The following is a 12,543-nucleotide window of genomic DNA, read 5'->3' as shown; positions in this document are numbered from 1 at the left end:
GCGGCCTGACGTGGAGGGGAGGCGTGGAGGGAAGGCCTTCCCAGCGCACGCCTCCGTGGCGGCCGGACGTGGAGGGGAGGCGTGGAGGGGTGAAGGTCCGGTCCAGGCGCGGTGAAACCCGTCCGGCGCGCCGATGGCGGGCGGCTTGTCGCCGCCGCGCCCCCGTCGTAGCGTGGCGCCCGATGGGCCGCATCCACGCTTGCCTGCTCGTCGCCGCGCTGCTGGCGGCGGCCCCGGTCGCACGGGCGGTCCCGCCCGCGCCGCAGCCGAGGCGGGTGGTGGTCGGGGCCGACCGCGACTACCCGCCGTACGAGTTCCTCGACGAGCAGGGCGAGCCGGCGGGGTTCAACGTGGACCTCACCCGCGCCATCGCGGAGGTGATGGGGCTCACGGTCGAGTTCCGGTTCGGCGACTGGGCCGGGATCCGGGCGGGGCTGGCCGACGGCAGCATCGACGTGCTCCAGGGCATCTCCTGGTCGGAGGAGCGCGCCCGCCGGCTGGACTTCGCGGCGCCGCACGCCATCGTCCACCACGCCATCTTCGTCCGGAAGGACGGCCCCAGGCCCGCCTCGCTCGACGCGCTGGCGGGGCGCGAGGTGGTGGTGTTCGGCGGCGGGATCATGGACGAGGAGATCACCCGGGCCGGCAAGGCCGCGAGGATCATCCGGACGCAGACGCCCGCCGACGCGCTGCGCCTGCTCGCCTCGGGCCAGCACGACTGCGTGGTGCTGGCGCTCCTGCCCGGCATCTACCTGCAGCGCCAGCTCGGCCTCACCAACATCGAGCCGGTGGGCGAGCCGGTGCGCGCGGAGCGCTACGGCTACGCGGTGCGCAAGGGGGACCGCGAGCTGCTCGCGCGCTTCGACGAGGGGCTCGCCATCCTGAAGCAGACGGGGCGCTACGACGCGATCCACGCGCGCTGGCTCGGGCCGCTCGAGCCCAGGCCCATCGGGTGGCAGGCGGTGGCGCGCTACGCCGCGCTCGGCGCCCTGCCGATCCTCGTGCTGCTCGGCGCCAGCATCGCCTGGAGCCGCTCGCTCCGGAGGCTCGTCGCGCAGCGCACCGCCTCGCTGGAGCGCGAGGTGGCCGAGCGCGAGCGGGCGGTGGCGGCGCTGCGCGAGCACCAGCACCAGCTCGTGCAGGCGCAGAAGGCGGCCGCCATGGGCGTGCTGGTGTCGGGGGTGGCCCACGAGATCAACAACCCCGCCGGCTACATCCTGCTCAACGTCCCGACGCTGAAGGCCGCGTTCGCCGACGCGCAGGAGGTGCTCGACGCGCGCGCGAGAGAGCGGGAGCTGAAGCTGGCCGGCATCCCGTACGCGCGCATGCGCGACGAGATCCCGCAGATGCTGGACGAGATCGCCGAGGGCGGGCGGCGCATCAAGCGCATCGTGGACGACCTGAAGGACTTCGCCCGCCGCGACGACGCGCCCCGGCTCGAGCCCATGGACCTCGGCGCCTCGGCGCGCGCCGCGGTGCGCCTGCTGGAGGCGCCCATCCGCGCCGCGACCTCGCGCTTCGAGCTGGCGCTCGCGCCCGACCTGCCGCGCGTGCGCGGCAACCCGCACCGGCTCGAGCAGGTGATCGTGAACCTGCTCCTGAACGCCTGCCAGGCGCTCCCCGACCGCGATCGCGGGCTGCGCCTCTCCATCCGCCACGACCCGGCGGCCGGCGAGGTGGTGCTGGAGGTGCGCGACGAGGGCGTGGGCATCCCGCCCGAGCACCTGGCGCGGCTCACCGACCCGTTCTTCACCACCAAGCGCGAGACCGGCGGCACCGGCCTCGGGCTGTCGGTGTCGGCCGGGATCGTCAAGGAGCACGGCGGCCGGCTCGAGTTCGGCTCGCAGCCCGGCGTGGGCACCACCGCGGCGCTGGTGCTGCCCGCGCTCCACGAGGAGGCGGCGGCGTGAGCGAGTCCTTCTACCCCGCGTTCGCGGTCCTGGCGGTGGACGACGAGGCCGCCTGGCTGCGCTCGGTGGCGCTCACCCTCGAGCGCGCCGCCGGCATCACCCACCTGCTCACCTGCCAGGATGCGCGGCGGGTGATGGAGCTGCTGGACGGCAACGACGTGGGGGTGGTGCTGCTCGACCTGACCATGCCGCACCTCTCCGGCGAGGACCTGCTCGGCCGCATCTCGGTGGAGCACCCCGACGTGAAGGTGATCGTGGTCTCCGGCATGAACCAGGTCGAGACCGCCGTGCGCTGCATGAAGCTCGGCGCGTTCGACTACCACGTGAAGACCGAGGAGGAGGACCGGCTGGTCGCGGGCGTGCTGCGCGCCGTGCGCATGCAGGAGCTCCAGCGCGAGAACGGCGAGATGACCGCGCGCTTCATGTCCGGGGAGCTGCGCAACCCCGAGGCGTTCGCGAGCATCGTCACGCAGGACCGCACCATGCTGACGCTGTTCTCGTACGTGGAGGCGGTGGCGCGGAGCCCGCAGCCGCTGCTCGTCACCGGCGAGAGCGGGGTGGGGAAGGAGCTGGTGGCCGGCGCGGCGCACCGGCTCTCCGGGCTGCCCGGGAAGCTCGTGGCCGTGAACGTGGCCGGGCTCGACGACGCGGTGTTCGCCGACACGCTGTTCGGCCACCTGCGCGGCGCCTTCACCGGCGCCGAGCAGGCGCGGCGGGGCATGGTGGAGGAGGCCGCCGACGGCACGCTGTTCCTCGACGAGATCGGGGACCTGTCGGTGCCGTCGCAGGTGAAGCTGCTGCGCTTCCTCCAGGAGGGCGAGTACTTCCCGCTGGGGAGCGACCGGCCGAAGCGGGTGAAGGTGCGCGTGATCGCCGCCACGCACCAGGACCTCGCCGCCAAGGAGCGGGCCGGGATGTTCCGGCGCGACCTGTACTACCGCCTGCGCACGCACCGGGTGCGGGTGCCGCCGCTCCGCGAGCGGCGCGAGGACGTGCCGCTCCTGCTCGACCACTTCCTGGGCGAGGCCGCGCGGCAGCTCGGCAAGAAGAAGCCCACCCCGCCGAGGCAGCTCGCGCAGCTGCTCGTGACGCACGACTTCCCCGGCAACGTCCGCGAGCTGCGCGCCATGTGCTTCGACGCGGTCAGCCGCCACCGCGATCGCGTGCTCTCCATGGACGCGTTCCTGGAGGCGATCGGCCGCCACGGCAACGGCGCCCACCCCGCCGCGGAGGAGGGGCAGAACCCCTTCGGCGCGGTGGAGCGGCTGCCCACGTTCGACGAGGCGCTGGAGCTGCTGGTGCAGGAGGCGATGCGGCGCTCCGGCGGGAACCAGACGCTGGCCGCCCGGCTGGTGGGCATCTCGCAGCCGGCGCTCTCGAAGCGCCTGAAGTCCTATCGCCGCTGAGCCCGGGGATCGGGCACCGGCCCCGCCGCGCCGCCGAACCGGCATTCCCGCGGGAATGTCCATGCCCGCCGGCATGGTGGCGCGCAGGCGCGCGGGATCACTGCGCTCCCCGCCCGCGCGCGCGGTGCGGCGCGCCGCCGCGATAACGCGGGGAATGCCGCTTCGGATCGCGACGCGCTGCGCGAGCGGCGGGTGATCACGCCGGATTCCGCGCGCGGGCGATCCGGCACCGAAGGTGCTCTGGGCCGGGGGCTCCACGCACATCCCACCGGCCCCGCGGCGCGACCGCCGGGCCTCGACCCCGCGCCGGGCGGCGGCGGCTCCCGGCAGGAGAGACACGTGAAGCGTCTCGCGCGCAGCCTGTACCTGCAGGTGCTCCTGGCGGTCGTCCTCGGTGCGCTGGTCGGGCACCTGTTCCCGGCCACCGGCGCGTCGCTGAAGCCGCTCGGCGACGGGTTCATCAAGCTGGTGAAGATGCTGATCGCGCCCATCGTGTTCGCCACGGTGGTGACCGGCATCGCGAAGATGGGCGACCTGCGGAAGGTCGGGCGGGTGGGGCTGAAGGGGCTGCTCTACTTCGAGGTGCTGACCACCGTCGCGCTCGCCATCGGCCTGGTGGTGGCGCGCCTGGCCCGCCCCGGCGCCGGGATGAACGTGGACCCGGCCACGCTCGACACCAAGGCCATCGCCTCCTACACGAACGGCGCGCAGGCCCACGGCACCGTGGACTTCCTCATGAACGTGATCCCGCGCGACGTCGCGGACGCGTTCGCCCGCGGCGACATCCTGCAGGTGCTGCTGTTCTCGGTGCTGTTCGGCGCCGCGCTCGCGGCCCTGAAGGACAAGGGCCGGCCGGTGCTCGAGCTGGTGGACGGGCTGTCGCTCGTGCTGTTCCGCATCGTCGGCTTCGTGATGCGCCTCGCCCCGGTGGGCGCGTTCGGCGCCATGGCGTTCACGGTGGGGAAGTACGGCATCGCCACGCTGCTCAGCCTGGGCAAGCTCATCGCCTGCTTCTACGCGACGAGCGCGCTGTTCGTGGTGCTGATGCTGGGCCTGGTGCTGCGCTGGTGCGGCCTCGGCCTGTTCCGCTTCCTCCGCTACATCAAGGAGGAGATCTTCGTGGTGCTCGGCACGTCCTCCTCGGAGTCGGCGCTGCCGCTCATGATGCGGAAGATGGAGAAGCTCGGCTGCTCGAAGCCGGTGGTCGGGCTGGTGGTGCCGATGGGCTACTCGTTCAACCTCGACGGCACTTCCATCTACCTGACGCTCGCCACGCTGTTCATCGCGCAGGCGACCAACACGCACGTCACGCTGGTGCAGGAGCTGGAGATCCTGGCGGTGCTGCTCCTGACCTCGAAGGGCGCCGCGGCGGTGACCGGCGGCGGCTTCATCACGCTGGCGGCGACGCTCTCCGCGGTCGGCAACATCCCGGTGGCCGGCCTGGCGCTGCTGCTCGGCATCGACCGCTTCATGTCCGAGGCCCGCGCCATCACCAACCTCATCGGGAATGGCGTCGCGTCGGTGGCGGTTTCGCGCTGGGAGGGCGAGCTGGACCAGGCCCGCGCCCGCGCCGTCCTCGCCGGCACCGTGCCGGACGAGGTGGAGCCGGCGAACGACCCCGAGCCGCCGGCGGTGCCGGCGGGCCTCGGGCTCCACGGCTGAGCCGGCGCACGCCGGACGAGACGAACACAGGGGAGGAACCCGAGCATGATCCGCTTCATCCGCACGCTGGCCCGGCTCTGGAACGCGCTCTGCGAGCTCGACGCCCGCACCGCGCTCCGGCCCGCGCCCGCGCACGTCCGCAAGTAGCCCGCGCCGCGCCGGAGGGCGCTACCAGGTGCCGGTGAGCTGGACGCCGCGCCCCATGGGAGCGACCGCCACCGGCAGCCGCCCCCCGCGCGCGTGGAGCAGCGGGACCAGCGTCCCGAACCCGAACCCCGCCGCCGCGCCCACCAGCACGTCGGTGGGGAAGTGGCGCCCGGCCAGCACGCGCTCCGCGCCCACGCTCGCGCCCACCGCCGCGGTCACCAGCCACGGCCAGGCGGCCGGGCCCCGGCGCAGCGTGTACGTCCAGGAGGCGGCGGTGAGCGCCGCCACCGCGGTGGAGGTGTGCCCGGAGTAGAACGACCGGTAGCCCTGCGCCTGCTTCACGAGGCCGTCGCGCCCGGCGTAGGTGACCGGCAGCGGGCGCTGCACCGCGAACTTCACCGTCATCACCGCGGCGGAGTTGAGCGCCAGCGTCTCGGTGAGGATCATCAGATCCTCGCGCAGCGCCCGCGTGTTCCCCACCCAGAACGCGTCGGCCACCACCGGCACGGCCACCGAGGCGAGCACGGTGACGTCGCTGACGACGCCCGCGGCGCGGCTGTGCAGGTCGATGGCGAAGCGGTCGAAGCCGTTCACCTCCGCCGGGTCGCACGGGCAGCGCGGGGTGATGAAGTGGAACGGGTAGCGCCCCGGCAGGATCGCCACGCCCGTCGCGAGCGCGGTGAGCGGCACGTCGAGCCACGGCACCAGCCGGTAGACGCTGTCGCCCGTCGGGCGCGCCTCGGGCGCGTCGAGCGGCAGGTCCGGCGCGGCCGGCGGGACGATCGTGGAGGGGGAGGGCAGGGCCGCGGGCACCGTCTGGACGGCAGGGACGGGCTGGGCGGCGAGGGCGAGCGCGAGCAGGGCGGGGAGCATCGGGGACCCGCCGCGGGGGCGGATACCTCCGACCCTGTGCACCGCGCGCCCCCGCGTCGAGGCCTACCTTCACGATCCGTGGCTGCTTCGCGGGGGCGGACGCGCCCGGACGAGTGGGCCCCGGCCGCGAGCGGATCACGGCCGGGGCCGGCGCTGCCGGCGATTCACGCGTGGTCAGAAGGCGTACATCGCGGTCAGGGAGCCCTGGTCCGCGGTGCGGGTTCCGCCGATGGCCTTCGTCTCGTACCGGTAGTACTCCAGCCCCAGGGTGTAGGGGCCCTCGCAGTACTTGGCCAGCGCGCCGATCGACACGTTGCGGAGCCGCGTGGCGCCGGCCTCGCGGACGTCGGCGTCGTCCGGGTCGTCCATGCCTGCGAACAGGTGCGCGGAGACGGTGTCGGTGAAGGACCATCCGGCCTGCGCCCAGGCGCCCCAGCCCTGGATGTCGCCGAACTGCACGATGGCGCCGAACAGCTGGCCGACCGCCCGGCCCGTCCAGCCGTTCGCGGCGAGCTGCAGCGGGCCCGCGGACACCTTCCCGCCCAGCTCGGCGGCCCAGCCGTCCACGCCGTCCTCGGGGGCGGTCGCGCCCACGCCGCTCAGGTCCTTGCGGTCGTAGTGGCCGACCAGGAACGCGGAGTAGGCGACGCCGCCGGCGGGCTTGCCGCTCAGCATGGCGCGCGCCTCCACCTGCGGGATCGAGGACGCCTCACCGTAGGAGACGCCCAGCGGCAGGTCGGCGTCGGCGTCGCTCCAGGAGCCGCGGGTGGCGCTCACCGCGAGCTCGAGGAGGTGGGTGCCGGCGAGGGGGATGCGGTGGAACACCATCACCCCGGGGAAGCGCCAGCCGATGCCGCCCGCCGCGTAGCTGGCGGGGAACGCCACGTGCGCCAGGCTGACCGGCGCCATCGCGAAGATGAGCCCGTGGTTCTGGCCGACCTGGAAGGTGGTGTCGCCCAGCACCAGCTCGGCGTAGGCGAGGCGCAGCCGCGGCCCCACCGACTCGTCGCCGAAGGCGCCGCCGGTGTTGCCGCCGAAGAAGTCGGCCTCGACCAGCGCGCGCGGCGTGGCGCGGCCGGAGAGGATGGCGGGGCCGGTGGCGGCGAGCTGCAGCCGGGTCTGGCGCAGGTCGCCGCCGAGGAACGTCTCGTCCGTGCCCGGCTCGGCGACGGTGAACAGCGAGCCCTGGCCGTTCCAGGGACCGGTGGTCGCGTCCTGCACGAACACGGTCGCGGACACGAACCCGTGCAGCGCGATCGAGGGCTTCTCCGGCGCGGCGGCCGGCTCGGCCGCGAAGGTCGGCGCGGCGGCCGCGAGCGCGGCGGCGCACGCGAGCCGTACGACGGTGTCGATCATGGTGTCTCTCCTCCGGTGCTGCGTGGACCGGGCGTCATCGCGGCGCGCCCGGCAGCTGCTTCATCTCGAACTTGGGGTGGCAGTTGAGGCAGTAGTTCTCCGAGGCGGCGTGGGCGTGGTGACAGGCGGTGCAGTCGATCTCCCCGAGGTGCGAGCGGTGCGGGTTGCGGTCGGGGTGCACCGCGGGCTCGGTGGCCTTCGCGAGCGCGTCGGCCGGGCCGTGGCACGCGAGGCAGCGCTCGCTCGCGACGAACGCGCCGGTCTCCGGGAGCTCGCTCGCGTGGCAGCCGGCGCACGAGACGTCGGCCTTCGCGTGGGTGGCGTCGAGCAGCGCCGAGCCAGCCCACGAGGTCGCCGCCCGGCGCAGCGGCGCGTCGCCCTCGGCGAGCGTGCCGAGCGGCTTCTTCCCGCCGGCCAGGCCGAAGCGCCCGCGCGAGAGCGTGTGGCAGACGGTGCAGTCGGCCTCGGGGGCGCGGTGGGCGCGGTGCAGGCGGGCCGAGAACGCGTCCGGCTTCGCGTCGGCGGCGGGCTTGTGGCAGCCGAGGCAGGCGGCGAGGGTGGTGCCCTTCACCGCGGGGTGGTCCTTGGGCAGGACGGTCCAGGACGGGTGACACTGCTTGCAGCTGCCCGCGGGGGCGGAGGGGCGAGGGGGCGCGGCGGCGACGAGCGCCAGCGCGGCGAGCGCGACGAGGGCGTTCATGGGTGGCTCCACGAGGGAAGGGCGGACGCCCGGACCGGCGAGCGGGACCGGCGCCGGGCGTCCGCGGGCCGGCCTAGGCGGCCGGGTTGACGCCCGCCGCGCTCCGGCCGGCGATGCGCCCGAACACGACCGCGTCCGGGCCGGCGTTGCCGCCGAGGCGGTTCGCGCCGTGGATGCCGCCGGTGATCTCGCCGGCGGCGAAGAACTTCGGGATGGGGTTGCCCCAGATGTCGATGACGCGGGCCTGCTCGTCGATGCGCAGCCCGCCCATGGTGTGGTGCACCGCGGGCCACTGGGCGATGCCGTAGAACGGCCCCTCCTCGAGCGGCAGCATGCGATCGGTGATGGGCTTGGCGAAGTCGGGGTCCTTCTTCTCCCGGATGTAGCGGTTGTGCGTGGCGACGGTCTCGCGGAGCGCGTCGGCCGGCAGCCCGAGCTTCCCGGCCAGCTCCTCGATGGTGTCCGCCTTCACGAACCGGCCCTTGGAGATGCCCGCGTCGATCTCCTCCTTCGTGCCGCCCATGAGCGGCGCCATCCTGGCGTTGAAGATGGAGTAGGTCGGCTTCATGCCCGTGTTGATCTCGGCGCGCGAGACCACGTCGCGGCGCTCGAGCTCGTTCACGAAGCGCTTGCCCTTCCGGTCCACGTACAGGATGCCGTAGCCCGGGCCGCGGAACGGGTAGACGGCCGGCGCGTCGAGGATGCCGGTCTCCGGCTCGGCGTACGGGTAGAGCTGGATGAAGGCGAGGTGCAGCGAGTCCGCGCCGATGGCCTGGGCGAAGCGGAGGGTCTCGCCGGTGGCGCCCGGGTGGTTGGTGCAGTTGTAGCTCGCCACCAGGCTCGGGTTGAACGCCATGCGCATCTTCACGTCGCGGCTGAAGCCGCCGGACGCGAGCACCAGGCCGCGGGTGACCTTGAGCTGGAGCTTCTTCCCGCGGGCCTTCACCTCCACGCCCAGCACCGGCCCGTCCACGTCGGCGCGCCAGATCCAGGTGATCTCGTGGTTGAGGCGGATCTTCGCGCCGGCCTTCTCGGCGATCTTGCGCTCGGCCTCGGTGTAGCCGCGCCCGACGCCCTCCTTGCAGGTGTGGGTGCGGTAGGCGGTGTGGCCGCCGGTGCGGTTCAGGATCTCGCGGAGCTGCAGCCCGCCCTCGTCGATCATCCAGTCGAGCGCCTTCGGCGACTCGCGGCAGAGGATCTCGACCAGCTTCGGATCGCCGTAGTAGTCGCCGCCCTTCAGCGTGTCGTTGCCGTGCAGCTCCTTCGAGTCGTCGGGCAGCTTCAGCTTCTCGCGGAGGCGCAGCTCGTCGGTCCAGGCGTTGTACTCGCCGCCGTTGATGATCGAGTTGCCGCCGTACACCGGCATCTTCTCGAGCACCGTCACCCTGGCGCCCGCCTTGGCGGCCTCGGCCGCGGCCGCGAGCCCGGCGAAGCCCGAGCCCACCACCACCACGTCCCAGGTCTCGTCCCACTTCCTCGGCAGCGGCCGCTTCGCGCGCGGCTCGGCCGCCTCGGCCTTGCCGCCGAAGAGGTCGAGCGCGAGGCCCGTGCCGGCCGCCACCGCGGTGGCCTTGAGGATCGCGCGACGTCCGATTCCGGTCTTCTGCTGCTGGTCGCTCATCTGGCTTCTCCTGTCCGCCGGGGGGCGGAAGAGCCGCGCACCGGTCTGGGCACGGCGTTGCGGCGCGAGCCTTCGGGCCGCGGCGCGGCAGGGGCAATGGGTCGAGCGCCACCCCGCGCGGCGCACCTCGTGCGCGCGCGCCGGCGGATCGTTCGCGCGCGCTTCGCGGCCGCACCGCGCGCGCGGGCGCGGGCTGCGCGGCCCGGCCGCGGAGGGCGGGCGCGCCCGCGGCGATCCCCGCGACGCGGCGGGCAGGATGGATGTGGATCTCACCGGTCCGCATCACCGGTCGCGCCCGGACGGCGCGGGTCCGCGCGGCCCGCAGCGCGTGCGCGGGCGGCCCTCGCGCGGGGGCGGCGAGGAGGAAAGTGGACCGGTCCGGTGGGGTTCCGGGCGCAGTCCTCGCGGCGCCGCACCCCGCGTGCGGGTGCGACCGGTGCGTGGTTTGTTGCCGCGCGGCGCGGGCGCGCCGCACGGACGGTGTCAGGCCACGGAGGGTGAAGCCTTCAGCGCGCGACGCCCCAGTCCAGCACCACCTTGCCCGAGCGCCCGCTGCGCATGACGTCGAAGCCCTGCTGGAAGTCGTCGATGGAGAAGCGGTGCGTGACCACCGCCGAGAGGTCGAGCCCGCTCTGCAGCATCGCGACCATCTTGTACCAGGTCTCGTACATCTCCCGGCCGTACACGCCCTTGAGCTGGAGGCCCTTGAACACCACCTGGCTCCAGTCGATGGGCTCCGGCCCGGGCATGATGCCGAGCAGGGCGACCTTGCCGCCGTGGTTCATGACCTCGAGGAGCTGGCGGAAGGCGCGGCCGTTGCCGCTCATCTCCAGCCCCACGTCGAAGCCCTCGCGCATGCCCAGCTCGGACATGACCGCGCGCAGGTCCTCCTTCGCCACGTTCACCGCGCGCGACGCGCCCATCCGGCGCGCCAGGTCGAGCCGGTAGTCGTTCACGTCGGTCACCACCACGTGGCGGGCGCCCACGTGCCGCGCGATGGCGGCGGCCATGACGCCGATGGGCCCGGCGCCGGTGACGAGCACGTCCTCGCCGACCAGGTCGAACGAGAGCGCGGTGTGCGTGGCGTTGCCGAACGGGTCGAAGATCGCGGCGATGTCGTCGGGGATGTCGTCCGGGATGCGGTAGACGTTGTCGGCCGGGATGACCACGTACTCGGCGAACGAGCCGGGCCGGTTCACGCCCACGCCCACGGTGTGCCGGCAGAGGTGCCGCCGGCCGGCGCGGCAGTTGCGGCAGAAGCCGCAGGTGACGTGCCCCTCGCCGCTCACCCGCTCGCCGGGCCGGAACGCCTCCACCTCGGCCCCGACCTTCTCCACCCGGCCCACGTACTCGTGGCCCACCACCATCGGCACCGGGACGGTCTTCCGGCTCCACTCGTCCCAGTTGTAAATGTGCACGTCGGTGCCGCAGATCGCGCTCTTCGTGACCCGGATCATCACGTCGTGGACCCCGACCTCGGGGACCGGGACGTCGTGCTGCATCCAGATGCCTTCCTCGCGCTTCGCCTTGACGAGTGCCTTCATCGCGTCGTTTCCCTCGGGGTGAACGTGCTCAGATGACGCCCAGCGCGCGGCCGACCTTCTCGAAGGCCGCCACGGCGTGGTCGAGGTCCTCGCGCGAGTGCGCCGCGCTCATCTGCGTGCGGATGCGGGCCTGGCCCTTCGGCACCACCGGGAAGAAGAAGCCGGTGACGTAGACGCCCTCGTCGAGCAGCCGGCGGGCCATCTCCTGCGCCAGCGGCGCCTCGTGGAGCATCACCGGGATGATGGGGTGCTCGCCGGGCAGCAGCTCGAAGCCGAGCCGGGTCAGCCCGGCGCGGAAGTGGCGGGCGTTCTCGCGGAGCTGCCGGCGCAGGCCGTCGCCGGACTCGAGCAGGTCGAGCACCGCGATGCTGGTGGCGGCGATGACCGGCGCGAGCGTGTTCGAGAACAGGTAGGGGCGGGCCTTCTGGCGGAGCCACTCCACCACCTCGCGCGAGCCCGCCGCGTAGCCGCCGGACGCGCCGCCGAGCGCCTTCCCGAGCGTGCCGGTGACCAGGTCCACCCGGCCCATCACCCGGTGGTGCTCGTGCGTCCCGCGCCCGTGCTCGCCGATGAACCCGACCGCGTGGCTGTCGTCCACCATCACCATCGCGCCGTGCCGGCCGGCCAGGTCGCAGATGGCGGGCAGGTTGGCGAGGTACCCGTCCATCGAGAAGACGCCGTCGGTCACCACCAGCTTGAAGCGCGCCCCGGCCGCGTCGGCGGCGGCGAGCTGCGCGGCGAGGTCGGCCATTTCGCCGTTCGCGTAGCGGTAGCGGCGCGCCTTGCAGAGCCGGATGCCGTCGATGATGGAGGCGTGGTTGAGCGCGTCGGAGACGACCGCGTCCTCCTCGCCCAGCAGCGCCTCGAACACGCCGCCGTTCGCGTCGAAGCAGGAGGAGAACAGGATCGCGTCCTCGAAGCCGAGGTAGCGCGCCAGCCGCTGCTCCAGCTCCTTGTGGATGTCCTGGGTGCCGCAGATGAACCGCACCGACGACATCCCGAAGCCCCAGCGAGGCAGCGCCGCCACGGCGGCGTCCACCAGCTCCTGCCGCCCGGCCAGGCCGAGGTAGTTGTTCGCGCACAGGTTCACCACCCGCTTGCCGTCGGCCTCGACCCAGGGACCCTGGCGGCTGGTGATGACGCGCTCGCGCTTGAACAGCCCCTCTGCCTGGAGGCGGTCGAGCTGGGTGCGCAGGTGGTCGGTGAAGGCTGGGTTCATGGGGCGCGTCCTCGGGTGCGGGGCGCCCCCTTTCTAACCCGCCGTGCGCGGGTGCGCCGCCCGTCCGGAGGGGGTCGCCGCGGCGCGTCGCAGCCTGCGCGCCGC

Annotated in this window: 9 protein-coding genes; 3 read left to right on the top strand and 6 right to left on the bottom strand. The window is 73.7% G+C overall.

Annotation, left to right across the window (positions count from 1 at the left end; all coding sequences use genetic code 11):
* Nucleotides 1–182: 182 nt before the first annotated feature.
* The 3 genes from PSR1_RS06855 to PSR1_RS06845 all read left to right on the top strand — a co-directional run bounded on the left by PSR1_RS06855 (nt 183) and on the right by PSR1_RS06845 (nt 4,978).
* Nucleotides 183–1,910: a transporter substrate-binding domain-containing protein gene (locus PSR1_RS06855; RefSeq protein WP_059436875.1), complete on the top strand. Its 1,728-nt coding sequence runs from the start codon at nt 183–185 to the stop codon at nt 1,908–1,910.
* Nucleotides 1,907–3,316: a sigma-54 dependent transcriptional regulator gene (locus PSR1_RS06850; RefSeq protein ID WP_059436874.1), complete on the top strand. Its 1,410-nt coding sequence runs from the start codon at nt 1,907–1,909 to the stop codon at nt 3,314–3,316. Before PSR1_RS06855 ends, PSR1_RS06850 begins: the two co-directional genes overlap by 4 nt.
* A gap of 339 nt (nt 3,317–3,655) precedes the next feature.
* Nucleotides 3,656–4,978 carry a dicarboxylate/amino acid:cation symporter gene (locus PSR1_RS06845; protein ID WP_059436873.1) on the top strand — a complete coding sequence of 441 codons (1,323 nt, stop codon included), beginning with the start codon at nt 3,656–3,658 and terminating at the stop codon, nt 4,976–4,978.
* Between the two features lie 168 nt (nt 4,979–5,146).
* Here the strand turns inward: PSR1_RS06845 and PSR1_RS06840 are convergent, their stop codons facing one another.
* The 6 genes from PSR1_RS06840 to PSR1_RS06815 form a co-directional block, all read right to left on the bottom strand.
* Nucleotides 5,147–5,998: a phosphatase PAP2 family protein gene (locus PSR1_RS06840; protein ID WP_059436872.1), complete on the bottom strand. Its 852-nt coding sequence runs from the start codon at nt 5,996–5,998 to the stop codon at nt 5,147–5,149.
* 174 nt (nt 5,999–6,172) lie between these two features.
* Nucleotides 6,173–7,354: a hypothetical protein gene (locus PSR1_RS06835; protein WP_059436871.1), complete on the bottom strand. Its 1,182-nt coding sequence runs from the start codon at nt 7,352–7,354 to the stop codon at nt 6,173–6,175.
* A gap of 34 nt (nt 7,355–7,388) precedes the next feature.
* A complete protein-coding gene (locus tag PSR1_RS06830; RefSeq protein ID WP_059436870.1) occupies nt 7,389–8,054 on the bottom strand; it encodes a cytochrome c3 family protein in 666 nt (221 codons plus the stop codon).
* A 73-nt stretch (nt 8,055–8,127) separates the two neighbouring features.
* On the bottom strand, nt 8,128–9,675 hold the full coding sequence (locus PSR1_RS06825) for a flavocytochrome c (RefSeq protein ID WP_059436869.1): 1,548 nt from the start codon (nt 9,673–9,675) through the stop codon (nt 8,128–8,130).
* A 506-nt stretch (nt 9,676–10,181) separates the two neighbouring features.
* Entirely contained in the window at nt 10,182–11,219 is a 1,038-nt protein-coding gene (gene tdh, locus PSR1_RS06820) for an L-threonine 3-dehydrogenase (RefSeq protein WP_059436868.1), read from the bottom strand.
* A 28-nt stretch (nt 11,220–11,247) separates the two neighbouring features.
* Entirely contained in the window at nt 11,248–12,438 is a 1,191-nt protein-coding gene (locus PSR1_RS06815) for a glycine C-acetyltransferase (RefSeq protein WP_059436867.1), read from the bottom strand.
* Nucleotides 12,439–12,543: the final 105 nt, after the last annotated feature.

It is taken from the genome of Anaeromyxobacter sp. PSR-1, from assembly GCF_000964525.1.
GTDB lineage: Bacteria > Myxococcota > Myxococcia > Myxococcales > Anaeromyxobacteraceae > Anaeromyxobacter.
The sequence above is the reverse complement of the archived record's forward strand: the minus strand, read 5'-3'. Positions and strand labels throughout refer to the sequence as shown.